The sequence below is a fragment of the Streptomyces sp. NBC_00234 genome, assembly GCF_036195325.1.
Taxonomy (GTDB): Bacteria; Actinomycetota; Actinomycetes; order Streptomycetales; family Streptomycetaceae; genus Streptomyces.
The window spans coordinates 156,151-182,419 of the sequence record NZ_CP108101.1; the positions used below are offsets into that span (position 1 = coordinate 156,151).

Genomic DNA, 26,269 nt, shown 5'->3' on the forward strand with positions numbered 1-26,269 from the left:
GGCCGTATTCCGCCCAGAGAAAGGCTCACACCGTGTCAGAGCTGCTCGTGACGGCCGACCGCGGCCACGACATACCGCTGGGGCCCGTCACGCCCTCCGCGTACCGGGCCTTCCTGGCATCCGGTGAAGGGGCGGAGCTGGGCCCCGGGTTCCTTCAGTGCCCGTCCTGGGCGCAGGTCAAGGACGGCTGGCGTTCGCAACTCGTGGGCTGGGGGCCGGAGCCGGAGTCCGGCGGGCTGTCGGGTGCGGCGCTCGTTCTGCTGCGTCAGCTGCCCGGCACCCGTAAGTACTTCGCCTATCTGCCGGAGGGACCCGTCGCCGACTGGGCGGACCCCGACATCGACGGCTGGCTCCGCCCGTTGCTCCGGCATCTGCGTGCGCTGGGCGCCTTCGCCGTACGGATCGGGCCCTCGCCTGCGTACCGCACCTGGACCGCGGCGCGGCTCAAGTCCGCGACGGGGCCGGGGCGGAGGCTCTCCGACGTCCTCGCGAGCCGGGTCGACCCGTTGGGTATGGCGGTCGCCGAGCGGCTGCGCGCACGGGGATGGCAGCGGTGCGGCGGCGAGGAGGACGGGGACGCGCAGCCGCGCCACGTCTTCCAGGTGCCGCTCGCCGGGCGCGGACCGGACGACCTGTGGTCCGGGCTCAACCAGGAATGGCGGCGCAACGTCCGCCGTGCCGAGAAGGCCGGGGTCGAGGTCGTCGTCGGCGGTGAGGCGGACCTGCCCGAGTTCTACCGTCTGTTGCGGATCACCGAGGAGCGCGACGGCTTCCGGCTGGGCAGGTCGCTGGAGTACTACGAGCGCCAGTACGCGGCGCTCAACGCGGAGGAGCCCGGCCGGATGCGGCTCTACCTCGCGCGTCACGGGGGCGAGACACTGGCCGCGCACACCATGGTCCATGTGGGCCGCCGGGTCTGGTACCAGACGGGCGCCTCCGCGAGCCACCGCCGTGAGGTGCGCCCCTCCAACTTGCTGCAGTGGCGCATGCTGCTCGACGCCCACGCCCTGGGCGCCGAGGTCTACGACATGCGCGGGGTACCCTCGACCCTCGATCCCGACGACCGTTCCCACGGACTGCTGCGCTGGAAGCTCGGCACCGGAGGCGAGGTCGTCCAGACGCTGGGGGAATGGGAGAGACCGTTGGACGGCACGGCCAACTATGCGCTGTACCGCGCATTTCAAGCGTATCTGGCGCGCCGGTGAGTACGCCGGCCACGACGACGCCTGCGGCCGACGCAACGGCGCCGTCCCGGACACCGTCCGTCCTGCGCAGCGGCGCGATCATGGCCGCCGGGTCGGTCGTCTCCCGGGCGACCGGGTTCGTGCGGTCCGCCGTGGTCGCCGCCGCGCTCGGACTAGGGCTGGCCGCGGACGGGTACGCCGTCGGCAACTCCGTCCCCACGATCGTCTACATGCTGCTCCTCGGTGGCGCCCTCAACGCCGTGTTCGTACCCGAACTCGTCAAGGCCGCCAAGCAGCACGAGGACGGCGGGACGGCCTACACCGACCGGCTCCTCACCGTCTGCACCCTCGCCCTGCTGGTGATCACCGGGGCGGCGGTGTGGGGCGCGCCCGCGATCGTCGGCGCGTACACCGACTACACGGGCGGGCAGGCCACCATGACGGTCGCCTTCGCGCGCTACTGCCTGCCGCAGATCTTCTTCCTCGGACTGTTCACCCTGCTCGGCCAAGTACTCAACGCGCGTGGCCGGTTCGGCGCGATGATGTGGACGCCCGTCCTCAACAACGTCGTCGTCATATCCGTCTTCGGCCTCTACCTCGCGACCGGCGACGGCGGTTCGCTCACCTCGGCCGAGACCGCGCTGCTCGGCTGGGGCACCACCGCGGGCATCGCCGTCCAGGCCCTGGCCCTGGTTCCCGCCCTGCGTGCGGCCGGCTTCCGCTTCCGTCCCCGCTTCGACTGGCGCGGCAGCGGACTCGCCCGCCCGCTGCGGTCCGCCGGCTGGCTGGTGCTCCTGGTGCTCACCAACCAGGCTGCGTACTGGGTCACGACCCGGCTGGCCACGGCGGCGGGCCTGCGCGCGCAGACGGCCGGCATCGACGGGGGCGCCGGTTTCAGCGCGTACAACAACGCCTACCTGCTGTGGGCCGTGCCGCACGGCATCATCACGGTGTCGCTGGTGACCGCGCTGATGCCCCGGATGAGCGCGGCCGCCGCAGACGGCGACACGACGGGGATACGGCGTGACCTCTCGTACGCCCTGCGCACCAGCGCGGCGGCCATCGTCCCCGCGGCGTGCGCCCTGTTCGCCCTGGCTCAGCCCGCGATGACGCTCGTCTTCCGGTACGGCGAGACCGACGCGGGCGAGATCGCCGTCATGGCGGGCACGCTGATGGCGTTCGCACCGGGGCTGATCGCCTTCTCGGGGCAGTACGTCCTCTCCCGCACCTTCTACGCGCTGTCCGACACACGCACTCCCTTCCTCATCAACCTGCTGATCGCGGGCCTGAACGCGGGCCTGTCCGTGACCGCGTACGCGCTGCTCCCGGCTCGCTGGGCGGTGACCGGCATCGCCGGGGCGTATTCGCTGGCGCTGTTCGCGGGCTGGGCAGCCACCGCCTTCGTACTGAACCGCAGCCTCGCGGCGCGGCCCACGCAGGCGCCCGGACTGATGCGGTCCCCCACCGTCGCCGCGCAGGCCCGGCTGCTGCTCGCCGCCGTCCCGGCGACGCTGCTCGGATACGTCACCGCGCGCTGGGCGGCCCCGGGCGGAGCTGTCGCGGCCACCGGCGCGGGGGCCGTTGCCATCGGCGCTGTCTTCCTCCTGCTGTCCCGTCCCCTGCGGCTGACCGAGATCGCCGCGCTCGTCACGGGCGCGGCCGACCGTCTCCGCCGCAGGCCGTGAACGGCCGCACCACCACCCCGCCCCCGGCTCCCAGGGATACTTTGCCCATGCCACGCGTGCTCCTCATCGAAGACGACCCCTCCGTACGCGAAGGGGTCGAGCTCGGACTGCGCCGCCGCGGCCACGACGTGCGGACTGCCGCCACCGGCGAGGCCGGGCTCGCCGCACTCGCCGAGTTCCGGCCCGACCTGCTCCTGCTCGACCTGATGCTCCCGGGCATGACCGGGGTGCAGGTCTGCCGCCGGGTGCGGGAGGACAGCCAGCTGCCGATCATCATGCTCACCGCCCGCGACGACGACTTCGACGTCGTCGTCGGCCTGGAGGCCGGTGCCGACGACTACATCGTCAAACCCGCCCGCACCGAGGTCATCGCGGCCCGCATCCGTGCCGTGCTGCGCAGGATCGAGGAGCCCGGCGGCGGACGACCTGCCGTGGAATTCCACGGTGACCTCGCCGTCGACCGCGCCGGGCTCACCGTCGCCAAGAAGGGGGCGCGCGTCGCGCTCGCCCCGTCCGAGACGAAGTTGCTCCTGTACCTGTCGGCCGCACCCGGGCAGGTGTTCAGCCGCCAGCAACTGCTGGAGCACGTGTGGGAGCACAGCTACCACGGCGACGCGCGCCTCGTGGACACCTGCGTACGACGGCTGCGCAACAAGATCGAGGACGCCCCGGGCAGCCCACGCTACATACAGACCCTGCGGGGCTTCGGCTACCGCTTCGGACCGCTGTGACCACCACCGGGATACCGCCCTCCCGCGCCACGAGGCGTGCTCCGCGCGTCGGTCGCCCGCACCGGACAGCGCCCTTCGGACTGCGTACCCGCCTGGTCCTCGCCTTCCTGCTGGTCGCCGCGGTCAGCGCCGGGACGACCGCCGCACTCACCTACCGTGAGGCGCGCAACGCCGTTCTCGCCGGCGCCCAGGACACCGCGGTGACGTCCTTCCGCGAGCAGGCCGAGACCCTGGCCCCCTCACTGCCGGTGGACCCCGACATGCTCCGGGAGTCGCTCTTCGTCATCGCGAGCAAGGCGAAACCGCACCCCTGGATCGTCTTCGCGGAGTACGGTTCGCTGCGCGTCTCCTCCGGCACCAACCCCACCTCCTCGGTGGTCACCCCAGAGCTGCGACGCGTCACGCTCTCCACCCCGCACGGCGGTTTCCAGAGAGTCGTCAGCAACGGCGTCCCCTACCTCACCATCGGCATCCCCGTCGTCACCAGGACCGGCGTGAGCGACAGCAGTGTGCCCACCGGGCTCCTCCTGTTCGCGGTGATGAGGATGACGGCCGAACAGGACAACGTCGACGCCCTGCTCACGGCTGCCCGCAACGGGGCACTGCCCGGCCTCGTCATCGCCCTCGTGCCCGCGCTGATCGCGGCAGGCAGTGTGCTGCGCCCCGTCCGTGCGCTGAGCAAGGCGGCCCGTTCCATGGGCAGCGGCCGGCTCGACACGCGTATACGCGTCAGAGGCAGCGACGAACTCGCCGACCTGGCAAGTACGTTCAACGAGTCGGCTGGCCAACTGGAACGCTCCGTCGACGAGCTCAGGCAGGCCGAGGCCCGCGCCCGTAGGTTCGCCTCCGACGTCTCGCACGAACTGCGCACCCCCCTCGCCGGCATGCTCGCCGTCACCGAGGTCCTCGACGAGGACGCCGACGGCCTCGACCCCGATACCGCGCGGGCGGTCCGGCTGATCAGCGTGGAGACCGGCAAACTCGCCGTACTTGTCGAGGACTTGATGGAGATCTCCCGCTTCGACGCCCGCGCAGCCGAGCTGAACACCGACGAGGTCGACGCCGCGGAAACCGTACGCAAGACCCTCCACCACCGGCACTGGGACGACCGCGTCCGCACCGAGCTGCGCGAGGGCATCCGGGTCCGCCTCGACCCGCGCCGGTTCGACATCGTGGTCGCCAACCTGGTCGGCAACGCGCTACGGCACGGCAGCGACCCCGTCACCGTACGCGTGGACACGGGTTCGGCCGCGGACGGAACGGACGTGCTGGTCACCCAGGTCGCCGACAACGGTCCCGGCATCCGGCCCGAGGTGCTGCCGCATATCTTCGACCGGTTCTACAAGGCCGACGCGGCTCGTAGCCGCTCCGCGGGCAGCGGTCTCGGACTCGCGATCACGCAGGAGAACGTGCGCCTGCACGGTGGCACCGTCCGGGCCGCGAACAGGCCGGAGGGCGGTGCGGTCTTCACGGTGGAGATGCCGCTGCGCACGCGGCCCGAAGAAGATGAGGAACCGGAATGAGGACGTGTCTTCGTCCTGCCGCAGCTGTGGCGGCAATGGCCGCACTCACCGCGTGCGGCATCCAGGAAACGGACGTGGTGGGGGCGAGCGGCCCGGCGACCATCGACGTACTCCCGGCGCGGCAGGTCAGGATGCTGCTCTTCTTCCTCTCCCCCGACGGCGCCCTGCTGCCGGTGCCCCGGATCGTGGGCGGCGGGGACTCCGCGGATTTCGGCGGGGAATACAGCAGTGGCACCGACGACAAGGCCGGCTCGGCCGACCCCACTCGGCCGCCGACCGTGAAGACCGTGGCCGCGCTGGTGGCAGGCCCCCGTGAGGCGGAGCTCCGGGCCGGGCTGCGCAACGACCCGTCTCTGACCGCTGCGGCCGGCAACGTCCGCATCTCGCTTGCCGGGGACACCGTCGACGTTGTCGTGGCGGCCCCCTTGGGCGGCCTCGAAGAGCCGGCCAGACGTCAGCTCGTCTGCACCATCGCGTACGCGGAAAGCGCCGACGGCGGCATCCTGGTGGCACTGCGGGGCACGGACCGTGCGCTGGCGCCCGAGCGCTGCGACACCTGGCCGACGCAGACCGGGACGCCGCCGAACACGCGGACGCAGAGCGCGGACGGAGTGGATCCGAACTGACACGTGGAGGGGCCGGACCCGGTGGTACCCCTTGATCGCCATGCGGCTGGGGACCTCACCGGGGCGGCAATGGAACTCGCAGCCCCCCGAAGGTCCTACCGCTGCCAGGCCGGTGAGCGTTTCTCGGTGAACGCGTGGGCGCCTTCGGTGGCGGCGTCGGTCGTGAACACGGGGCTGCTCAGCGGGTCCTGGACGGCGTAGGCGGTGAGGTCGTCGAGTCCACGGGTGTCCTGGACGACCTGCTTCGTGACGAGGACGGCATCGCGCGAGTGGGCCTGTACACGGTCGGCAAGCGCAAGGGCCGCATCGAGGGCTTCACCTTCGCGGGTGAGCCGGTTGACGAGTCCGTACCGGGCTGCTTCCGGGGCGGGCAGCGGAGCCGCCGTCAGAAGCAGCTCCATGGCCACGTGGTAGGGCAGGCGACCGGGGAGACGGATGGCTCCGCCCTCGGCGGCGACGAGTCCGCGGGCGACTTCGGGCAGGGCGAAGAACGCGGTGTCGGCGGCCGCGATGAGGTCGCAGGCGAGCGCGAGCTCGAAGCCGCCTGCGACGGCTGCACCCTCGACGGCTGCGATGAGTGGCTTGCGGAGGCCGGAGCGGGTCAGCCCCGCGAGCCCGCGGTCGGCCACGACCGGGACGCCTTCGGCGGGGAATGCCTTGAGGTCCATGCCCGAGCAGAAGTGGCCGCCCTCTCCGGTGAGGATGCCGACGGCCAGAGCCGGGTCGGTCTCCAGACGGGTGAGGGCCGCGTCCATGGCTTCGGCCAGGGACCGGTCGATGGCGTTGCGGACGTGGGGCCGGTTGAGGGTGATGAGAAGGACGCCTGCGCGTGGCTCGGTCACCATCACGGGGTCTTGAAGGTCCATCGGGAGTGCTCCTGGTCGGGGGGATGGTGCGGCGGGGGGGGCGGGAAGAGATCAGATCCGTACGACGGGGAGTGCGGCCAGACCTCGCATCACCCGAGCCGGCCGCCATGGGAGCTCGTCAGTGGGCTTGGCCAGTGCCACGGGGCCCAGGCGTTCGAGCAGCCGGGGGAAGGCGACGGAGCCTTCGAGGCGTGCCAGGGCCGCGCCGATGCAGAAGTGGGGTCCGTGGCCGAAGGCGAGATGGTCGTTGGGCGTCCGGCCCAGATCGAGGCGGTCCGCGTCCGGGAAGCGGGCCTCGTCCCGGTTGGCGGAACCGATCACCAGGCTGACGATGTCGCCCTCGCCGATCATCTGCCCGTGGAGGGGGATCGGTTCCGCGGCGCACCGGAACGTGGCGTCCCGCACCGGGGAGTCGTAGCGCAGCAACTCCTCGACGGCGGTGCCGACCAGGCCGTTTGCGGCTTCCGGTCCGGTGAGTCGGGCTGTCTCGGCGGGGTGGCGGAGAAGGGCGAGCAGGCCGTTGCCGATGAGGTTCATCGTGGTGTCGTGTCCCACCAGCAGCAACAGGTAGGCGGTGGAGCGCAGCTCCTCCTCGCTCATCGCCCCGCTGTCGTCACTCGCCTGCACGAGAGCGCCCAGGAGGTCCACTCGGCTGTGCTCACCGCCCGCGCGCTTGCCCGCGATCAGGGTGTCCAGCAGGGCATGCAGATCGCCTTCCACCCGGGCCGGATCCAGGCCAGGAGCAGGCGCGATGGTGGCCATCAGAGTGTCCCGAGTCACCGCGTTGTCCAGTTCCCGGGGGACGCCGAGGATCGCGCAGATCATCCGGAAGGTCAGCGGCGCCGCGAAATCCGCGATCACATCCACGTGGGTGTGCTGCTCGATCCGGTCCAGCAGCCGGTTCGCGATATCGCTGATGAAAGGTTCCAGCTGGGCGATGCGGCGGGGTACGAACGCCGAGTTCACCAGGGTCCGCAGCCGGGTGTGGTCAGGAGGATCGGCGTGGACCAGGTGCCGGTTCAGCCCCGCCGGCCCCGGAACGTAGCCGGGCACCCTGCCGGGGTCCTTGCTCAGCCGCCCGTCGGTCAGCAGCGTGCGGACATCGTCGTAACGGGAGATCTGCCAGACGGTGGGCCTCCCGGGTCTGCGGTCCGGTTGGGCGGGCGCATGGCGGCGAAGCCAGGCGAAATACGGGTACGGGTCCCGTACCCGTACGGACAGCAGGTCAGGGGGTGGGGACGGTACTGCGGGAGCGGGCACGGAATCTCCGGACTCGGAAACCGACACGGACACCGCACCAACGACCGATGACGGCCGGAAGATGCGGAATCCGGTGGTTCCGCCGCATTCCAGAAGACGCTGCGTGCGTACGGCCCCAGGCAGTGCGCAGAGGCTGCCGCGCGGGCCCACCCCGCGCGGATGGCACGTCAGTTGCGTCGCGCGGCCCAGACGGTGCGCTCGGTGCGTACCGCGAGGTCGTCGCGGCGCAGGATGCTGTGCGGGCTGCTGGTGTCGAGCAGCCGGTCGAGCGCGGCGAGGTCTTCCGCCGAGAGCTCCTCGGCGGCGGTGCCGCGGATGCGCTGCAGTGCCCCCAGGGCGTAGCGGCCTATCGACTCGTGGCGGGACCCCTCAATGTCGACCGCGACCCCGAGTTCGCCATCGACGGTGAATCCGGCGGCGCTCAGCATGGGTCCCCAGTCGGCGCCGCGGTGGGGCACGTGCTCCGCGTGGAAGCGGTCGGTCGCGGCGTGGCAGCGCTCTTCCAGTCCGGGCCGGTCCTCGGGGGCGTTCTCGGGCAGGAAGCGGGGGAAGCCGGCCAGCTCGACGACGGCGAACAGGCCGCCGGGCGCGAGCAGGTCGTGGACGGTACGGAGGGCGTGGTCGGGATCGGCCATGTGGTGCATGGAGGCCGACGCCCAGACGAGGTCGGGCGTACCGAGATCGGGCCAGGTGGCGTCGTCGAGATCGGCCTGTACGGTGCGTACCCGGTCGGCCACACCGCGGGCGCACGCCTTCTCGCGCAGCCGCTGCAGATGCCCGGGCGAGGCGTCGACGGCTACGACGTGCGCCTCCGGGAAACGGTCGAGGAGCGCGAAGGTGCCCGCTCCCGTTCCTGAGGCCAGATCCACGATCCGACGCGGACCGGCCTTCAGAGGCAGCCACTCGGTGATGGCGGCGATGTGCTCGGCGAGGACTTCCGCGTCCAGGTCGAGCATCTCCGCCTGACCGTCGTCGTGCTCCTGGTGGTGGCCGTGCTGTGCGTCGTGACGGCCGTGGTGGGGGGCGTGCGCGTGCGCTTGGGTCATACCGCCACATTAAGCCGACCATGCGCCCTCGGCACGCCCTCTTGCGGATTACGCAAGAAGATGGCTCTCCGTGCTGCCAGGCGCGCAAGGCGCACCGTCGCTACGAGCCTGCCCGTTACGCGCCCTGGTCTCCGTCACCACGCTGATCGCCGTCGTCGCGTTGATGGCCGCGACGCGCGTCGCGGTCGAAGATGCCCATGATCTCGCAGGGCCCGCCCTCGGCGCCGATGGCGTGCGGCATCATCGTCGGGAACTCCGCGGCCTGGTTGGTCTCGACGCGGAAGCGACGGTGGCCCAGCATCAGGATCGCGGTGCCGGACAGCACGACGAGCCACTCCCGGCCCGGGTGGGCACGCATGCGGGAGGGGTTGTCCGGCGGCGGCTCGGTCATCCGCTGACGCGTGACGGTCATCCCGGGATCACCCTTCACCGGCCAGCGCATCAGGCCGTGGGCAGCGTCGATCACGGGGCTGATGACGACGTCGGCCGCGGCGTTCTCGACGAGCTGATCCAGGGTGGTGTCCAGAGCGCGGGCGAGGGTGACGAGCTGATCCAGCGCGAGGCGGCGCTGACCGTTCTCGATGCGGCTCAACGAGGACTGGCTGAGGTTGGCGCGGGTGGCCAGTTCTTCCAGGGACCAGCCCTGAGCGACCCGCAGAGCGCGGATGCGTTTGCGTACGAGGCCGTCCAGAGCGCCATCTTCTTGCGTCATAGGCAACACCGTATGCCCTTGTCGCAATCCGCTCCTACCGTCGACGGCAGATGGCCCGGATCAGCTGGGCGCCACGGCCGAAAGAAGGGCGCGAGGACATGTCCGTACAGACTTCCGCGTACACGAGCGACGCACTGCCTGGTGAAATCGTCGACGCCGTAGTGATCGGCGGCGGCGCCGCAGGCCTGAACGGTGCGCTGATGCTCGCCCGCTCCCGCCGCTCCGTCGTCGTGATCGACAGCGGCGCGCCCCGCAACGCGCCTGCCGAGGCCATGCACGGCTTCATCGTGTTGGACGGCATGCCACCCGCCGACATCCTCCGGCGCGGCCGGGAGCAGGTGCGCCAGTACGGCGGCCGGGTCGTCTTCGGCGAGGTGGACTCGGCCGAGCCGGCCGCCCCCTCGGCCGACGGTGATCCGCGTTTCACCCTCACCCTTGCCGACGGCAGGACGGTCACGGCACGCCGTGTGCTGGTGGCCACGGGGCTCCGCGACGTGCTGCCCGACGTACCGGGGCTCGCGGAACACTGGGGGCACGGCGTCGCGCACTGCCCGTACTGCCACGGCTGGGAGGTCCGCGACGAGCCCATCGGCGTTCTCGCCACCGGCCCCGCATCCGTCCACCACGCGCTGCTGTTCGGCCAGTTGACCGGCGATCTCGTCTACTTCACCCGCGGCACCGCACTCGACGAGGACACCCGCGCGCGCTTCGCCGCCCGAGGCATCCGCATCGTCGACACCCCCGTGGAAGAGGTCGTGCGGGCCGACGGCGGCGGGATCGCGGGGGTGCGCCTGGCCGGCGGCGAGGTCGTGGCCCGCCGGGTCCTCGCGGTCGCCACGCGGATGCAGGCCCGCACGAAGGGCCTGGAAGGGCTGAAGCTACCGATGGAGGACCTGCCCGACGACATGGGCCGCCGCTTCGCCTCCGGCACGTCCGGAACCACCGAGGTGCCCGGGGTGTGGGTGGCCGGCAACGCCACCGACCCGACCGCCCAGGTAGGCGCCTCCGCCGCAGCCGGCGCCCTGGCCGCAGCCCACATCAACGCCCTGCTGGCCACTGCCGACACCGACGCCGCGCTGGCCGCGGCCCGGGGTGGCACGGCCAGCGCCTGACACTCGGCGTCGCCCTGCTGGGTGCGCTTCTGTCCGCGGGTTACCGCAACGCCATCGAGAGGGCAGGCCCCCGATGACCGCGTAAGGCCGAACCGGCTCCCCCGGAGGGCCTCGACTGCCGGTGGCAGGGCGCCAGGCGGGCAATGCCCGGCGCCCTGCCCGGGGACGGACTCAGCCCTTGAGCGTGACGGTGAAGTCCCCCAGGAGCTTTCCTCTCAGGCGGACTGTCGACACGAGGTTCCCCTCGGCTCGCGGGAAACAGAAACCTCCGGCGATCAGTCGCACCGGCCGCACAGGTAACCACTCCGCACAGCGGACCGAGACCTGGCCAACACCGGCACAGGCGCCCACCGGCCGCGGTGCGCCCGGTGCGGCGGCGGACCGTACGGCGACTGCCAGGCCGGCCTCGCGGTTCGGCCCGAGCCGCCGACGTCGCGACGCCGTACGACCGGGTCCTGGTACTGCCCGGCTGCCACGCCGGGGTCCCTGTCGTACAGCCGGTTCAGGAGCTCGGGTCGCACGGAACGTACGGTGAGCTCGGTGGTGCCCCCGCACCCGGTACACGGTGCGAGGAGCCAGGCATCGAGGAGCTTGTGGTTCACGTTGAGGCGGACTTCGCCGTTCGCCCGGAAGCGCTCGGACGCGCACCTGTGGCAACGGCGGAAAACGATTGGCAGGCAGGTGGGCACGACCACCCAGTTTTCGGACACAGAAATACACCGGTTCCAGTGAGAAGACCGCAGCGGAAAGGAGCGCGGCGCACAGGTGCGACGCGCGACGGATCAGCGCTCGGGGGTCTCACTTGGTGTACAACGGCATGTCCTTGACAGGGAGGGCAACGGTGGGCTGGAGCACAGTAACGGCCCACGGGAGTACGGCTCCACCGATTTTCGGGCGGGCGGCGAGGCTTCGCGGCGGGCGCCCGCACCACCCTCGACCTACCGGGCACCCAGGAAGGTGACTCCGTACATGGTGCGGCTGCCAACCGGCCGGTGTACGTCGCCGGGAGTGATCACTGCCGTCCGCCCCATGTCCGGTACCCCTTCGCCTCGCGGGCGGCGGGAGCGACCGTCACCGTCCGTCGCGCAGCTGAAGCAGGTACGTCGCAGTCAGCGCAACGGCACGGTCCGCGTCGTGCGACAGCTCTACGAGGGCCCGTGACGCCCTCGTCCCCGGGATGCCCGCAAGCGCCTGGGTCAGCCGTCCGCGGGCAGGCGCTTCAGCAGGGTCGGAGGCGAGGCACTCGACGAGCCCGGACGCGATCCGATCCGCCGTCGCCGTGTCGCTCGCCAGCACGCTCAGCGCATCGGCTGCGTCGGTGTCGTTCCGTCCCTCCACGATCATGTCGACGAGCATCGGAACCGCCTCGGTCACACCACGTGTCCCGAGCGCCAAGGCCGCGTACCCGCGGACCACGACGTCGGGGTTGGCGAGGGCATCCCGAAGCTGCGCGGTGGCCTCACCACCGGGCATCTCGGCGAGGGACTTAACGGCACGTTCCCGTACCGCCGCCACCGGTGAGCCGAGGCCCTCCGCCAGCAGTGCCGGGACGCCGTCATCCGATCGCGCCAGCGCCCATCGAAGGGCCCCGGCGACGTTCGGATCCGTCTCGCTCAGTGCCGCCTCGACCAGGGCCTCCACCGGCACCTGAACCTCGTCGACCGAGGAAAGGGCCGCGCGCTGGCGCGTGTCGGCGCTCTTCGACCCCAGCGCCTGGAGGAGCGCAACGACCTGGAGGACTTCCTCCCAGCCGGCCGGGTCTGCGGCATCGATCCGGCGCAGCCGCGTGAGCAACTCGTTCTCCGCAGCGATGCGTTCGCTTGTCTGACGGATGAGGTCGCCGACGAGCGCCGAGGGCACGAAGCCGGGATCGTCGAGCGCGCGCCCGATCTCACGCAGCGACAGACCCAGCGACCGCAGGCTCTCGATATGGAAGATCCGCCGGATGTCCTGCCCGGAATACTCCCGATAGCCGGAGCCCGTACGCCCCGAAGGACGCACCAGACCGAGCGACTCGTAATGCCGGAGCATGCGGGCACTGACCCCGGACCGTCGCGCCACCTCACCGATCAACACGCTCTATCGTCCCTCCTGGCCGGACCCTCCGAGGGCCACGACGCGCTTCGCCTCCTCGATCGCGTACTCGAATCCGGTGTCCGGGTCGCGCAGCAGCCGTTCCGTGGCAAGCGCATGCGCACGCGCGATCGGGTCAGGGGCCGCCGCGGCGGCAAGCAGAGCCGGCTCGATCACGTCACCCAGCGCGACCAGGGCCCGGCTGAGACTCAGCTGCGTCTCCCGCCCACCGCGTCCGAGCTGCGTCGCCAACACCATGGCCAACGCGGACTCCTCGCCTTCCGGTACGAGCACGACCGCGGCCCGCCAGGCGCTCCGCGCCACCTCGTCGTCGGCGTCGACCAGAACCGTCCGCGTGATGGCCGGCCACGCCTGCGGGTCCCCGATCTTGGACAGCGTGTGCAGCGCCTGGCTCCGTGCCTGCGCGCGCTTCGAGTGGACTTCGCGGAGCAGCTCGGGAAGGGTCATGGACACCGGGTGGCGGGTGAGCGCCCAGGTCAGCATGTCGCGGACGAAGAACTCGGGCTCGACCGCGCATCGCTCGACGAGCTTGTCCACGAAGCGCGGGTCGGGCGCCGTGCCGACCGCCAGAGCAGCCCGCAGCCGCACGTGTGAACGGTCGTCCTCCAACCCGTGGAGCGCTCGCGTCACATCCGTGTCCTGTCTCGTGACCATCATCGAGACCACCTCCTCGGCAAGGAGTGAAGACCCTGTCACCGTGTCAAGGTCAAACAGGTGGCTTCGCGAGGGGGTCCCAAGATTCTGTCGTCGGTGACGCTGCGCGGTGATCCACGGTTGGGTCCGCGAGCGGTGCAACGCTGCATCGACCGCCCGAAGCACCGGCGAGGTATCGCCACCCGCTACGAAAGGACCGCGACCCTCTACCTGGCCGGACTCCACATCGCGAGCATCTTCCTCTGGTCTGCCCGGTGGACCAGAAAAAACCCCGGCTTACTCGCTCTCCAGCGCCGTGCGCACAGCCTTGGAGTCAGCGCTCTTGGTCTCGTCGAGGTTGACCGCCTGATCGACGAGCCAGGTGCCGTGTTCGTCAGGAACGAGCCGCAGCGCGACGTGAACGGTCATGGCGAGCCGCTTGGAGTCCACCGTCATCCCCAGGCCGATTCCCGCCGGGTGCGGACCGAAGGCCGAGACCTCGACCGCCTCACCGGTGCGTACCCGCGCGTCCCGGTTGTCACCGGGTTTGGGCGCCGCAGTAGCTTCGACACACTCGGCGATGGAGTCCATTCCCCAACTCCGCCGCAGGCGTTCGGTCCGGGCCTCGCAGGCAGCCTCCCAATCATGGTCCAATTGAGCCTGCTGATAGGTCCGAGCGGCCTTGATAGCAGCCGGTGCACGCTCCTTGCTCCCACCGTCGCTCGCAGTGCCGTCGGACCCGCCGCAACCCGCCAGCGGCAAGGTCACCGCCATCACGAGCACCCCAGCAGCACATCGCACCCGAGCAGCCACGGCCTGTCCCCCTCACCTCTTGTCGGCCCTTCCAGAACCGGTAGGGGGGATTACAGCACAGGATCAAAGGCCGGTGATCCAAACGATTCTTCTTAGGCGCCCTGGCCGGGCAAGTCCCTTCCCGCCAGGTCGACTTCGCCGGTTTATGCTCGCATTCGAGTCGCTCTGCGGGTTGAATACGCAGAGCTTCGCGCGAAGGAAGCACCACGAGCAGACCAACGTGGCATCCACCCCAGAAGAGGCGGAATGACCGACAGTACGAAACCTCTGATCGAGGCCATCGGCGGCCTTGATGCGCTCCGCCGCCTGAGCAACACCTTCTATGACGGCGTCCTGGCGGATCCGTTGCTCGCGCCCGTCTTCGCCAACTTCAGCCGCACCCATACCGAACACGTCGCCGTCTGGCTCGCCGAGGTATTCGGCGGCCCGACCCGGTTCACCGACGAACTCGGCGGCCACCAGGCTCTGCTGCGCGCCCACCTCGGCCTGTCGATCACCGAGGAGCAGCGCGTGCGCTGGATGGAGCTGATGACAGCTGCCGTCGAGAAGGAACTCCCGGACGACGAACTGCTGCGGAGCCGTGTCATCGAGTACTTCGACTGGGGCACCAAGATCGCCCGCGAGGTGTCAGCCGATCCGGTCGGCACCGATGTCGGTGACCCCGGGCCCACGCCTCGATGGGGCTGGAACGGACTGGCCTGATTCTTTGCCCTCCGCTCTCCGGGTTGACCGAAGGTGCCGCCACCCCGGCCAACGCGGAGAGCGCACGCATGAACCTGGCCGGCCTTCCCGGCGCAACGGTCATGCCAGGGACGCGAAACGGCCCGCACCGGCGGCCCGCTGCGGATGGTCTTTGCCGACGGGCCCGGACGGTACGTCCGGGAAGGAGTTCGGTGAGGGGAGTGGCCGGGGCCGACGTAGCCGCCCCGGGCCGGTCGCCATCGGGCACGACGTCCACGGCGACGTCAGGCCGTGCGGGACCATGATCCACTCCTCCCTCACGCGGGCCCCGCCTGGGGTGACGCCGGCCATGCGACCGATTCTTGGTATGGACCTGACATTACATCGCCGCTAGCGTGACCTCCGGCGCTTCGTTGAGAGCGCTCTCAGCGCGTTCGACCCCCCACCTCTGGAGGCCCTCGTGAACCGCACAACCCCCCTGCGCGCCGCCGCCGCGGCTCTGTTACTGACCGTCGGACTCGGCGGCGCCCAAGTCGGAGCCGCCCACGCCACCCCCACCGCTGCCCCGCCCACGGCCTCGGCCGGACTGGTCGAAGCCATGGGCAAGGACCTCGGACTGACCGCGCCGCAGGCGGCGGAGCGGCTCCGCGCCGAGAAGGCGGCCGCAGCCGTCGAGCGGGACGCCCGGCAGGCCGCGGGCGGCGCGTACGGCGGATCGTGGTTCGAACCGGCCACGGGACGGCTCGTCGTCGGCCTCACCGACCGCACCGAGCAGGCCGACGTGCGCGCCCTGGGCGCCGATACCCGGATCGTCCGCCACAGCGCCGTCGCGTTGGACCGTGCCAAGTCCCGGCTGGACGCGCTCTCCGCGCCCGCCGGCGTGGCCGGCTGGCACGTCGACCCCAAGGCCAACAGCGTCGTCGTCACGGTCGTGCGTACCGAGCGGAACACGCCCGCCGTTCGGTCCTTCGTCGAGAAGGCCCGCGGCAACGGACCCGTCACCGTCGCGGAAACCGCCTCGGCGCCCCGTACGTACGCGGCAGGCACCGTCGGCGGCGACCCGTACTACACCGGCAACGTCCGCTGTTCGATCGGCTTCTCGGTGCACGGCGGGTTCGTGACAGCCGGTCACTGCGGGCAGGCCGGGGCTGCGGTGCGTGGCTGGGACGGGTCCGCCATGGGCACGTTCCAGGGCTCCTCGTTCCCCGACAACGACTACGCGTACGTGAGCATCCACAGCGGCTGGTGGACCGTACCGGTCGTCCTCGGCTGGGGCACGACCTCGGACCGGCTGGTACGCGGCTCCGCCGAGGCCCCCGTCGGCGCCTCGATCTGCCGCTCGGGCTCCACGACGCACTGGCACTGCGGCACCGTCCTGGCCAAGAACGAGACCGTCAACTACAGCCAGGGCGCCGTCCACCAGATGACGAAGACCAGCGTCTGCGCGGAGGGTGGTGACTCCGGTGGTGCGTTCATCAGCGGTGACCAGGCCCAGGGCGTCACCTCCGGCGGCTGGGGCAACTGCTCCTCCGGCGGCGAGACGTGGTTCCAGCCGATCAACGAGATCCTCGGCAGGTACGGCCTGACCCTCCACACGGCCTGACCGATGACCGGTGCACGGTCGCAGACCACGGCCGTGCACCGGGTGGACGACCCGCCGTCGCCGCCGCCACGCGCCACGTACCAGGGCATCGCCAGACCGATTCACCGGCCGACGCGGCTGGGCTCGACTGCGTAGTCGGGCAGGGACACCGTGCTGCTGACCCTCTCCCCCAGCCTGAGCATTCCGTTCAGGAACAACGGACGGGACAACACGGTGTTGCGGAACCGTATGCCGGCGGCCGTGGCGGGCGCGAGGAACTTCCCGGTGCGGTCGCCGCCCGCCTGGCACCCCCTGGCGTAATTCCGGAGCCTGCTCTCGTACCGGGCGAAGGCCACCCGGTGGTCGCCCTGGGCCCGCGCGAGTTCGCCGGCCAGCACGTAGGCGGCGACGACTGCGGTTCCCGTACCCATGCCACCGATCGTGGCGCCACAGGCGGCGTCGCCGACGAGGCACACGCGCCCGGCGGACCAAGTACCCACGTCCGCCCGGCTGATCGAGTCGAAGTACAGGTCGGGGGCCTGGGGCAGCGTCCCGAGCAGTCGGGGCACCTCCCAGCCGAGGCCGGAGAACGCGTTGCCGATCAGGCACTTCTGCTGTTCGACGTCGTGACGGTCGTACGACAGCTCGGACGCGGCGAAGACGACGAACGCCCCTGCCTGCGCCGGGTTCCGATGGTCGGCACCGACGGACACGAACCGCCCCGGAGCGTTGTGGCCGATCGAGCCCTCTCCCAGGCCGAAGTCGTTGGTCAGCTGCCAGGTGGCGGCGTAGTAGCCGAGGTGACTCACATAGTCCTCCTCCGGGCCGAAGGCGAGACGACGGACGTTGGAGTGGAGCCCGTCCGCGCCGATGACCAGGTCGAAGTCGCGCGAGGCTCCGTGTCGGAAGTCGACCCGCACGCCGGAGGAGCTCTCGGTGAGGCCGGTGATCGAGTCGCCGAAGATGTACTCGGTGCGCGGGAGGCTGTGTTCGTACAGCACATGCGCCAGATCACCGCGGAGCACCTCGATGTCACCGCCGGTGAACTCGGCCGGCAGGTGCAGCAGCGTGCGGCCGAGTTCGTCGACGAAGCGCACCGGGCTGCCGCCGGTCCGCATACGGCGCAGTTCGGGAATCAGACCCATGCGCTCCAACACGGTCAGGTGTGTTTCACCTCGGAAGTCGACGGCCTGACCGCCCTGGCGCAGGGCCGGGGCCAGTTCGACGACAGCGGGCTCGAAGCCGTGGCGTCCCAGCCAGTAGGCCAGTGCGGGGCCGGCGACACTCGCGCCGGAGATGAGGACTTTCCTGTTCATGGGCTCCCCCTTCTAAAACTGCGTCCGACGGACACTAATAATTACTGTGTACCTTAGACACAGTAATTTCGGCAAGGCAAGGCAGGAAGGACGGCAGAGATGGGTGGCGAGCACGCCGAGGTGGTGCGATTGCTGTGGGGGCCGCACCCCAAGCCGGCGCGGGGCCCACGGCCGAAACTCGACCTGGACCGCATCGCGCGGGCCGGGACCGAGATCGCCGACTCGGAGGGGCTGGCCGAGGTGTCCATGCAGCGCGTCGCCGCCCAACTGGGCGTGACCAAGATGGCGCTGTACCGGTACGTGCCGGGCAAGGCGGAACTGGTCGCCCTGATGGTGGACGCCGCGATCGGCCCCTACCCGGCAGCGAAGGCGCGGCTCGGTGGATGGCGAGAGCAGCTGGAGGAATGGGCCCGCCAGCTACTCACGGTCTTTCGCCGGCACCCCTGGACGCTGGACGCCATCATCGGGCCACGGATCCCGGGGCCTGGAGAGCTGTCCTGGGTGGAGCACGCCATCTCGGCCCTGGACGGCACGGGGCTGAACGGTGCCGAGCGGATGGACGCGGCCGTCCTGATGGTCGGGCACGTACGCAGCATCAGCCAGCAAGCCCGCGCAGCGGGCCCCGCAGCCAACCCCGAGGCTCACCTCGGCGCCGTCCTCGGCGATCTGATGCAGACGCACAGCGAGCGATTCCCCGCGCTCACCGAGGCCCTCGCGTCAGCAGCCCAGGCCGAGGGACAGGATCAGGCATGGGAGTTCGGTCTGCAACGCATCCTTGACGGCCTGGCCGCCCTCATCGACCAGCGCGCACGATAACCCCGGGCTGGATCGCTCCCGGCTCTTCCTGCCCGCCGCCGCACGGCGACAGCAGGCGTCACTCCTGGACCCGTATCAGTGAGGCAGTCGCGGCGGGTTCATCTGCGGAAGTCAGGAAGTTCGGGCGACGATGTCGAGAACCCGTAGCGGGCTCCGTCCCCGTAGTGAACGCGACCACAAGGGGTCGCATCAGTACCGAGGAGAAGCACCATGGCCAAGTACTTGCTGCTCAAGCACTATCGCGGCGCCCCGGCCGCGGTCAACGACGTACCCATGGACCGGTGGACGCCGCAGGAGATCTCGGCACATGTGCAGTACATGAACGACTTTGCGGCCCGGCTGGAGGAGACCGGTGAGTTCGTCGACAGTCAGGCGCTCACCCCTCTGGGGACCTTCGTCCGCTACGACGGCGAGGGGCGCCCGCCGGTCACCGACGGCCCGTTCGCCGAGACAAAGGACCTCATCGCCGGCTGGATGGTGATCGACGTCGACAGCTACGAGCGCGCCATCGAGCTGGCCGGGGAACTGTCGGCCGCACCCGGGGCGGGCGGGGAGCCGATCCATGAATGGCTCGAAGTGCGCCCGTTCCTGACCTCGTCGCCCACCATCACGGAGTGAGCTCTCCCGTGGACGGGGCCCTGCTCCGGAGCCTCACACCGGGCGTGCTCGGGATCCTCGTCCGCCGTGGTGCCGATTTCGCGGCGGCCGAGGATGCCGTCCAGGACGCACTGGTCGAGGCGATCCGCGTCTGGCCGGCCGACCCCCCTCGGGACCCGAAGGGCTGGCTGGTCACCGTGGCCTGGAACCGGTTCATCGACGCGACCCGGGCAAACACCTCCCGCCGCCGGCGCGAGGACCTCCTCGACCAGGAGCCCACGCCCGGGCCGGCGCCCACGACGGACGACACGCTCCAGCTCTACTTCCTGTGCGCCCACCCGTCACTGACACCGTCGTCCGCGGTCGCGCTCACGCTGCGCGCCGTCGGCGGGCTGACCACCCGCCAGATCGCCCATGCCTACCTGGTGCCCGAGGCGACCATGGCGCAGCGCATCAGCCGCGCCAAACGCATCGTCCGGGAAGTGCGGTTCGACCAGCCCGGCGACGTCGCCACCGTGCTGCGCGTCCTCTACCTGGTCTTCAACGAGGGCTACTCCGGCGACATCGACCTCGCCGCCGAGTCCATCCGGCTCACCCGGCAGCTCGCGGCCTCGATCGACCACCCCGAGGTCGCGGGGCTGCTCGCCCTCATGCTGCTCCACCACGCCCGGCGCGCCGGCCGGACCGCGGCCGACGGCAGCCTGGTGCCGCTGGCCGAGCAGGACCGCGGCCGGTGGGACACGGCAGCCATCGCCGAGGGCGTCGAGATCCTGCAGGCAGCCCTCGCCCGTGACCGGCTGGGCGAGTTCCAGGCCCAGGCCGCCATCGCGGCGCTCCACGCCGACGCGCCCACCGCCGAGGAAACCGACTGGGTGCAGATCGTCGAGTGGTACGACGAACTCGCGCGCCTGACCGACAGCCCGATCGTCCGGCTCAACCGGGCGGTGGCCGTCGGCGAGGCCGACGGGCCACGCGCCGGCCTCGCCGCACTCGCGGCCCTGGACAGCTCGCTGCCCCGCTACACCGCAGCGTCGGCGTACCTGCACGAACGGGCCGGCGACCTCGCGACAGCGGCACGGCTGTACGCCGAGGCGGCCCAGAAGGCAGCCGGTCTCGCCGAGCGCGACCACCTCACGCGCCAGGCCGCCCGGCTCAACACCCGCCGGTTCGCCGACGAGCCGTGACCGGGGTTCCCTCGGCGCGACACGGTCGAGGGAGTGGGGGCGAGGGGCTGTGCCAAGGGTGTGGAGTCATCGGGTCCCGGCGGCGGGACCGCGTTCGGTGCGCCCTCCACGAGCCTTTCGAAGTGTGGCGGGAATTCGTCTTGCGCTCGGTTCCCCAGGCGCCTTCCAACCGCTCATAAGGTTAGGCTAACCTTACGGCGTGATTGTTGGTGAAGAGATCTCCGCGGCCGGACGTGCCCGCGGTCATGAGCTGTCGGCCAGGGGTGTCACCGTGGCCTACGACGGTGTCGACGTCGTGCACGAGGCGTCGTTGACGCTGCGGCCCGGCGAAGTGACCGTCCTGGTCGGTCCGAACGGCAGCGGCAAGTCGACGCTCCTGCGTACGGTGGCCCGCCTGCAGCGCCCCAGAAGTGCCACGCTCGTCATCGACGCCGACACCGACGCGCTCGCCCTGAGCCCTCGTGAGTTCTCCCGGCACGTGGCCCTGCTGACGCAGGGCCGCCCCACGCCCAGCGGGCTGACCGTACGGGACCTCGTCGAGTTCGGCCGATACCCGTACCGGGGGCGATGGGGCAGGACGGACCCGGGTGGCCGGGAGGCGGTGGACCGCGCGCTCGCCATGACGGGTGTCGCGGAACTCGCCGAACGCGGCGCCGAACACCTCTCCGGAGGGCAGCTGCAGCGGGTGTGGCTCGCCGGCTGCCTCGCCCAGGAGACCGGCGTACTGCTCCTCGACGAGCCGACGACCTACCTCGACCTGCGGTACCAGGTCGAACTCCTCGACCTGGTCCGCGATCTCGCGGACGACCACGGCATCGCCGTCGGGGCCGTCCTGCACGACCTCGACCAGGCCGCGGCCGTCGCCAACCGGATCGTGCTCCTCAGCGCCGGCCGGATCACCGCCGACGGCCTCCCCGAGGACGTCCTCACACCACAACTACTGACCGATACCTACGGCATCCGCATCGAAGTGGACACCGACCCCACCACCGGCCGGCTGCGCACCCGCGCGATCGGTCGGCACCACACGCGCAGCGAAAGGCTCAACACCACCTCATGAGACGCCTCCTCCTCACCGCCGCAGCCGCCACCGCCGCGGCGCTCGCCCTGACCGCCTGCGGGACCACCGAGCCCGCCGCCGACGACGCGAAGAAGAAGACCGCCGAACGCATCACCCTCACCGACGCCTCCGGCGCGAAGGTACAGCTCGACGGACCCGCCACGAAGGTCGTCGGCACCGAGTGGAACGTCGTCGAGAACCTCGTCTCGCTGGGTGTCGACCCCGTCGGTGTCGCCGACGTCAAGGGCTACAGCACCTGGGACACCGCGGTCCCGCTCAAGAACGAGCCCAAGGACATCGGCACCCGCGGCGAGCCGAGCATGGACACCATCGCTTCCCTGTCACCGGACCTCATCGTCGCCACCAACGACCTGCCGCCGGCCGCCGTGAAGCAACTGCGGAAGATAGCCCCGGTCCTGGAGGTACGGGCCGCCGACGCCGCGGACCCGATCGGGCAGATGACCGAGAACCTCGACCTCATCGCGCAGGCCACCGGCACCACGGAGCAGGGCGAGACCCTCAAGAAGCAGTTCGAGACGAAGGCCGCCGAGGGCAAGAAGGCCCTCGCCGACGCGGGCCTCGGCGGCGCCGAGTACGCCTTCGCCGACGGCTACGTCGTCTCCAACCAGGTCTCCATCAGGCCCTACACCAGCGGCTCGCTCATCGGCGCGGTCAACGAGAAGATCGGCCTGAAGAACGCCTGGACCCTCAAGGGCGACGAAAGCTACGGACTCGCCACCACCGACGTCGAGGGCCTCACCAAGCTCGGCGACGTCCAGTTCGCCTACATCGGCAGCGACGGCGACAAGAACAGCACCCCGTTCGCCGGCGCCCTCGCCAAGGACTCCGTATGGACGTCGCTGCCCTTCGTGAAGAAGAACAACGTCCACCGGCTGCCCGACGGCATCTGGATGTTCGGCGGACCCGAGTCCATGGGCGCCTACATCGACTCCGTCGTCGAAGCACTGACGAAGTAACACCATGGCCGTCACCGCAACCACCCCCGTCACCCGTCCGCCGGCGGCCACGCCTCCCACGTCCCGGGCGGCCGCGGCCGCGGTGACGGCCGCCCTCGTCCTGCTCGTCGCGGGCCTCGCTCTCGCCGACATCACCCAAGGCACCGCCTCCGTCGGCGCACCCGAGGTCTGGAAAGCCCTGACCGGCCGCGCCGATCCCGCCGACGCGTCCGTCGTCATCGCCTCCCGCCTGCCCAGGATGACCGCCGGACTCCTCGTCGGCGCCGTCCTGGCCATGGCAGGCGCCGCCCTGCAGCAGATCAGCCGCAACGTACTCGCCTCACCCGACACCCTCGCGGTCAACGCCGGCTCCTACCTGGCCCTCGGCCTGACCACCGTCACCGGCCTCTCCCTCCCCCTGTTCGCCTCCTCCGGCATCGCCTTCGCCGGCGGCCTCGCAGCCGCGGCCGTCGTACTGGGTCTCTCCGGCCTGGGTACCGCCACCGTCCGTCTCGTCCTCGCCGGCAGCGCCCTCACCCTCGGCCTCACCGCCGTCACCGAAGGACTGCTCCTGCTCTTCCCCCGGCAGACCGAGGGCCTCTATCAGTGGAACCAGGGCAGCATCTCCCAGAACGGCTTCGACGGCGTCCTCCAGATGGCGCCCATCGCCCTCGCCGCACTCCTGGGACTGCTCCTCCTCTCCCGCCGGATCGACACACTGGCACTGGGTGAAGACGCCGCCCGCGGCCTCGGCGTCCCCGTGCGCGCCACCCGCATCACCGGTGTCGCACTCGCCGCACTCCTGTCCGCCACAGCCGTCACGCTCGCCGGCCCCATCGGCTTCGTCGGTCTGTGCGCCCCCGCTCTCGTACGTCCCCTCGCCCGCAGAGTCCGCGCCCTCACCCGGAGCCGTGCGAGCCTCCCCCTCACGGGCCTCACCGGCGCAGCGCTCGTCCTCGGCTCCGACGTCCTGCTCCGCGCGCTCGTACCCGCCGACATCGCGGTCGCCGTCCCCACCGGTGTCGCCACCAGCCTCGTCGGCGCCGTGTTCCTCATCGTGATGGCCACACGCGTCAAAGACACCACGCAACCCCCCGAAACCGACCGCGTGCGCATCAGAAGCACCGCCGTCCACCTCACCACCACAGCCATCCTGGTGGCCGTACTCATCGCCACCACCGTCGCCGGCGTCCTCCTCGGCGACACCAAACTCCTCCTCGGCGACGTCACGAACTGGGCCCAAGGCTCAGCGGGCCGCACCATCACGTTCATCCTGGACACCCGCACGCCGCGCGTCCTGGCCGCACTGCTCGCCGGAGCCGCTCTCGCCCTGGCCGGAACACTCGTCCAAGCCGTCACCCGCAACCCTCTCGCCGAACCCGGCATCCTCGGCGTCTCCGGCGGCGCCGCCCTCGGCGCCGTACTCCTCCTCACCACACTCCCCACCGCCGGCTCATGGACCATCGCCGGCGCCGCATTCGCGGGCGCCACGATCAGCTCCCTGATCGTCTTCGGACTCGCCGCACGCAACGGCTACCAACAGAACCGTCTCGTCCTCGTCGGATTCGGCGTCGCCACGGGGACGGGCGCACTCATCAGCCTCCTGATCGTCCTCACCGACCCGTTCAACGCCACGAAAGCCCTCACCTGGCTCTCCGGCTCCACCTACGGGCGGACCCTCCCCGACGTACTCCCCCTCGCGGCCGTACTCGCCGCCGCCACACTCTTCGCCCTGCTGCGCCGCACCGAACTCGACCTCATATCAACGGACGAGGACACCCCCAGGCTCCTCGGGCTCAACCTGAGCCGAGCCCGCCTCGCCTTCCTCGTACTCAGCGTCCTGCTCACCGCCACCGCTGTGGCAGCCGCCGGCACCATCGGCTTCGTCGGCCTCATCGCACCCCACGCGGCCCGAGCACTCATCGGTCGCCGACACACCCGCGTCCTGCCCACCGCCATGCTCCTCGGCGCCATCCTCGTCACCACCGCCGACCTCCTCGGGCGCACCCTCATCGCTCCCGCCCAACTCGGCGCCGGACTCATGACCGCCATCATCGGCACCCCCTACTTCCTCTACCTCCTCACCCGTACTCGCACCCGCACGTAGCACCTGGGGTGCGGTACCCGCCCGACACGCGCACGGCCACGCATCCTCTCTTGTCTCACGGCCGTTGTGGCTTCGAAGCGAGAAAGGTCGCCACCCTCCTCTTCGTCCCGTTGCCCGGCTCCTGCACCAACTGCGCGTCGACGACAAGACCGGCCCGGCCCAACAGCGCAGCAATGCGCTCGGCCGGCACCAAGTGGGACTCGTAGGACACCGGATGCCCCCCGTACGCCCGCTCCGGGCGCACGTGCTCGTCCTCTCCCACATGGCCGGCCAGCATGAGGTGTCCGCCCGGCGCCAGCGTGCGAGACAACTCCGCGAACACGACCGGCAACACCTCCGGCGGCGTGTGATGGGCGGAGTAATAGACCAGGATGCCGCCGAGCTCGTCGTCCCCGACCTCCAGCTCGGTCATCGACCCCACTCTGAAGGAAAGCCCCGGATACGCCTGCCGGGCCAGCGCGATCATCCTCGGAGAAAGGTCGATCCCGAATACGGGCACCCCCAGCTCCGCCAGGTACGCCGTGACCTTGCCGGGCCCGCACCCCAGATCCGCGACCGGCCCCTGCCCCGCCACGCGCACCGTCTCGGCGAACGCCGCCAGCATCGCGCGTGACAACGGATCCAACTCCGCAGGGTTCTTGACGAATTCCGCATAGTCGGCGGCAACGGTGTCATACGACTCCCGGACCGCGGCAAGGTAAGAGAGGTCAGTCACGCGGGCAACCCTAACGAGTCGCCTGCGCGGACAGTGGAGTTCCTTGCCGAGGCCAGGCCCCGGCGACCAGGGCCGACCGGACCCGTGTCGGCGGCATTCTCCTTCATGCACCTGTCCTCGAAGGCCATCAGGGTGATCACGCCGTCGTCCAGGGCCGCCGGAACGTCCGCGTCCGCAGCCGAGGTGTCGAGGTCTACTTGTCGACGAGTTCCTCGCTCGTCCGCCGGAAGACCGCCGAGCCCGGGACGGCTGATCCTCTCGGCCACCGGGCCGAGAGGATCAGTGTGCGGTTGGCGACAGGGCCTCCGGCCGCTGCGAGGTCCCGCGCCGCCTGCGACTCATGGCTGACTTCCCGGCAACCGTCGCCGGTTGTGCGGTCGTACTCCGGGTAGCCGCGGCGCGAGACCCCTCGGCCGGGTGATCAGGTCAGCGGATTTCGGTGACCCGGCTCTCCTTGCGCGCTGCGCAGTTGGAGTTCTCCACCGACACGTAGACGTTGGAGATATTGCCGCCCCAGCTCACGCAGTGGCCCTTGCCGTAGACGTAGGCCGGCCCCGCGTACGACGTGAAGTACCCGGAGTCCCCGGCGTACTCGTCGGTGTCCGGTACGTAGATGTACGTGGACATGTCCTTGGCCGTGCCCGGGTTGGCGCGAATGGTCGCGACGCAGTTCTTGCCGTTCGAGGAGTTGTACGTCAGGTAGACGGTGCCCAGCGAGCCGACGGGCACGGAGTTCACGGTCTTGTAGGAACTGCCACAGACCCCCTGCGGTGTGACGTTGGGTGCGGCGGAGGCAGTCGCGCCGAACACGGCCGTGGTTGCCGCCAGCAGCGTGGTCAACGCCCCGACAGCCGCGACATTACGCATGTTTCCCATATTTCCCCCTTGTGTCCCCGAGAGCGGTTTGCTCCCACTTGATGTGACCCCCGAGCGGCGGGGATGGTTGTGCCGGGTGTACACGGAGACGTCG

The 26,269-nt window shown here is 70.7% G+C and carries 24 protein-coding genes and 1 pseudogene; 14 read left to right on the forward strand and 11 right to left on the reverse strand.

Annotated features, from left to right (window positions below; genetic code table 11):
- Positions 1–32: 32 nt before the first annotated feature.
- Genes OG230_RS00825 through OG230_RS00845 form a run of 5 tightly spaced genes read left to right on the forward strand, consistent with a single transcriptional unit; the run spans position 33 to position 5,749 of the window.
- Positions 33–1,205, forward strand: coding sequence for a lipid II:glycine glycyltransferase FemX (locus tag OG230_RS00825; protein ID WP_328908170.1), 1,173 nt, complete (start codon positions 33–35; stop codon positions 1,203–1,205).
- Positions 1,202–2,869: a murein biosynthesis integral membrane protein MurJ gene (gene murJ / locus OG230_RS00830; protein ID WP_328908171.1), complete on the forward strand. Its 1,668-nt coding sequence runs from the start codon at positions 1,202–1,204 to the stop codon at positions 2,867–2,869. The genes OG230_RS00825 and murJ overlap by 4 nt, the downstream gene beginning before the upstream one ends.
- 47 nt (positions 2,870–2,916) lie before the next feature.
- Positions 2,917–3,600: a response regulator transcription factor gene (locus tag OG230_RS00835; RefSeq protein ID WP_328908172.1), complete on the forward strand. Its 684-nt coding sequence runs from the start codon at positions 2,917–2,919 to the stop codon at positions 3,598–3,600.
- 11 nt (positions 3,601–3,611) lie between these two features.
- Positions 3,612–5,123: an ATP-binding protein gene (locus OG230_RS00840; RefSeq protein WP_443051621.1), complete on the forward strand. Its 1,512-nt coding sequence runs from the start codon at positions 3,612–3,614 to the stop codon at positions 5,121–5,123.
- Between the two features lie 35 nt (positions 5,124–5,158).
- Entirely contained in the window at positions 5,159–5,749 is a 591-nt protein-coding gene (locus OG230_RS00845) for a hypothetical protein (protein WP_328908173.1), read from the forward strand.
- 95 nt (positions 5,750–5,844) lie between these two features.
- Here the strand turns inward: OG230_RS00845 and OG230_RS00850 are convergent, their stop codons facing one another.
- The 4 genes from OG230_RS00850 to OG230_RS00865 form a co-directional block, all read right to left on the reverse strand.
- Entirely contained in the window at positions 5,845–6,615 is a 771-nt protein-coding gene (locus tag OG230_RS00850) for a crotonase/enoyl-CoA hydratase family protein (RefSeq protein WP_328908174.1), read from the reverse strand.
- Positions 6,616–6,666: 51 nt separating this feature from the next.
- A complete protein-coding gene (locus OG230_RS00855; RefSeq protein ID WP_328908175.1) occupies positions 6,667–7,875 on the reverse strand; it encodes a cytochrome P450 family protein in 1,209 nt (402 codons plus the stop codon).
- 167 nt (positions 7,876–8,042) lie between these two features.
- Entirely contained in the window at positions 8,043–8,921 is an 879-nt protein-coding gene (locus tag OG230_RS00860; protein ID WP_328908176.1) for a class I SAM-dependent methyltransferase, read from the reverse strand.
- Positions 8,922–9,036: 115 nt separating this feature from the next.
- On the reverse strand, positions 9,037–9,633 hold the full coding sequence (locus OG230_RS00865; RefSeq protein WP_328908177.1) for an XRE family transcriptional regulator: 597 nt from the start codon (positions 9,631–9,633) through the stop codon (positions 9,037–9,039).
- A 98-nt stretch (positions 9,634–9,731) separates the two neighbouring features.
- Here OG230_RS00865 and OG230_RS00870 point away from each other — a divergent pair, with 98 nt between their 5' ends.
- Positions 9,732–10,745 carry an NAD(P)/FAD-dependent oxidoreductase gene (locus OG230_RS00870; protein ID WP_328908178.1) on the forward strand — a complete coding sequence of 338 codons (1,014 nt, stop codon included), beginning with the start codon at positions 9,732–9,734 and terminating at the stop codon, positions 10,743–10,745.
- Between the two features lie 171 nt (positions 10,746–10,916).
- Here OG230_RS00870 and OG230_RS00875 read toward each other — a convergent pair.
- The 4 genes and pseudogenes from OG230_RS00875 to OG230_RS00890 all read right to left on the reverse strand — a co-directional run bounded on the left by OG230_RS00875 (position 10,917) and on the right by OG230_RS00890 (position 14,063).
- Positions 10,917–11,455 (reverse strand): annotated as a pseudogene (locus OG230_RS00875) (DUF1062 domain-containing protein).
- A gap of 361 nt (positions 11,456–11,816) precedes the next feature.
- Positions 11,817–12,821, reverse strand: coding sequence for a MerR family transcriptional regulator (locus tag OG230_RS00880; protein WP_328908179.1), 1,005 nt, complete (start codon positions 12,819–12,821; stop codon positions 11,817–11,819).
- Positions 12,822–12,824: 3 nt separating this feature from the next.
- On the reverse strand, positions 12,825–13,496 hold the full coding sequence (locus tag OG230_RS00885; RefSeq protein WP_328908180.1) for a HEAT repeat domain-containing protein: 672 nt from the start codon (positions 13,494–13,496) through the stop codon (positions 12,825–12,827).
- A gap of 273 nt (positions 13,497–13,769) precedes the next feature.
- Positions 13,770–14,063 carry a hypothetical protein gene (locus tag OG230_RS00890; protein WP_328908181.1) on the reverse strand — a complete coding sequence of 98 codons (294 nt, stop codon included), beginning with the start codon at positions 14,061–14,063 and terminating at the stop codon, positions 13,770–13,772.
- A 468-nt stretch (positions 14,064–14,531) separates the two neighbouring features.
- Here OG230_RS00890 and OG230_RS00895 point away from each other — a divergent pair, with 468 nt between their 5' ends.
- Together OG230_RS00895 and OG230_RS00900 are read left to right on the forward strand one after the other, a co-directional pair.
- Entirely contained in the window at positions 14,532–14,987 is a 456-nt protein-coding gene (locus OG230_RS00895; protein ID WP_328908182.1) for a group II truncated hemoglobin, read from the forward strand.
- Between the two features lie 439 nt (positions 14,988–15,426).
- Positions 15,427–16,569 carry a S1 family peptidase gene (locus OG230_RS00900; RefSeq protein WP_328908183.1) on the forward strand — a complete coding sequence of 381 codons (1,143 nt, stop codon included), beginning with the start codon at positions 15,427–15,429 and terminating at the stop codon, positions 16,567–16,569.
- Positions 16,570–16,670: 101 nt separating this feature from the next.
- Here OG230_RS00900 and OG230_RS00905 read toward each other — a convergent pair whose 3' ends face one another.
- Complete coding sequence (locus tag OG230_RS00905; protein ID WP_328908184.1) at positions 16,671–17,864, reverse strand: FAD-dependent monooxygenase; 1,194 nt, start codon at positions 17,862–17,864, stop codon at positions 16,671–16,673.
- Between the two features lie 99 nt (positions 17,865–17,963).
- On the opposite strand from OG230_RS00905, the gene OG230_RS00910 reads away from it, so the two are divergent.
- The 6 genes from OG230_RS00910 to OG230_RS00935 all read left to right on the forward strand — a co-directional run bounded on the left by OG230_RS00910 (position 17,964) and on the right by OG230_RS00935 (position 24,584).
- Complete coding sequence (locus tag OG230_RS00910; protein ID WP_328908185.1) at positions 17,964–18,680, forward strand: TetR/AcrR family transcriptional regulator; 717 nt, start codon at positions 17,964–17,966, stop codon at positions 18,678–18,680.
- Positions 18,681–18,890: 210 nt separating this feature from the next.
- Positions 18,891–19,298, forward strand: a complete 408-nt coding sequence (locus tag OG230_RS00915) for a YciI family protein (protein WP_328908186.1) — start codon at positions 18,891–18,893, stop codon at positions 19,296–19,298.
- Between the two features lie 8 nt (positions 19,299–19,306).
- Positions 19,307–20,461: an RNA polymerase sigma factor gene (locus OG230_RS00920; protein ID WP_328911640.1), complete on the forward strand. Its 1,155-nt coding sequence runs from the start codon at positions 19,307–19,309 to the stop codon at positions 20,459–20,461.
- 199 nt (positions 20,462–20,660) lie between these two features.
- The gene (locus OG230_RS00925) at positions 20,661–21,521 is read left to right on the forward strand and encodes an ABC transporter ATP-binding protein (RefSeq protein WP_328908187.1); all 861 of its coding nucleotides are present in this window, start codon (positions 20,661–20,663) and stop codon (positions 21,519–21,521) included.
- Positions 21,518–22,498 carry an iron-siderophore ABC transporter substrate-binding protein gene (locus tag OG230_RS00930; protein ID WP_328908188.1) on the forward strand — a complete coding sequence of 327 codons (981 nt, stop codon included), beginning with the start codon at positions 21,518–21,520 and terminating at the stop codon, positions 22,496–22,498. The genes OG230_RS00925 and OG230_RS00930 overlap by 4 nt, the downstream gene beginning before the upstream one ends.
- A 4-nt stretch (positions 22,499–22,502) precedes the next feature.
- The gene (locus OG230_RS00935) at positions 22,503–24,584 is read left to right on the forward strand and encodes an iron ABC transporter permease (RefSeq protein ID WP_328908189.1); all 2,082 of its coding nucleotides are present in this window, start codon (positions 22,503–22,505) and stop codon (positions 24,582–24,584) included.
- Positions 24,585–24,639: 55 nt separating this feature from the next.
- Here OG230_RS00935 and OG230_RS00940 read toward each other — a convergent pair whose 3' ends face one another.
- Both OG230_RS00940 and OG230_RS00945 read right to left on the reverse strand, forming a co-directional pair.
- A complete protein-coding gene (locus tag OG230_RS00940; protein ID WP_328908190.1) occupies positions 24,640–25,299 on the reverse strand; it encodes a class I SAM-dependent methyltransferase in 660 nt (219 codons plus the stop codon).
- Positions 25,300–25,725: 426 nt separating this feature from the next.
- Positions 25,726–26,175: a spore-associated protein gene (locus OG230_RS00945; protein WP_328908191.1), complete on the reverse strand. Its 450-nt coding sequence runs from the start codon at positions 26,173–26,175 to the stop codon at positions 25,726–25,728.
- Positions 26,176–26,269: the final 94 nt, after the last annotated feature.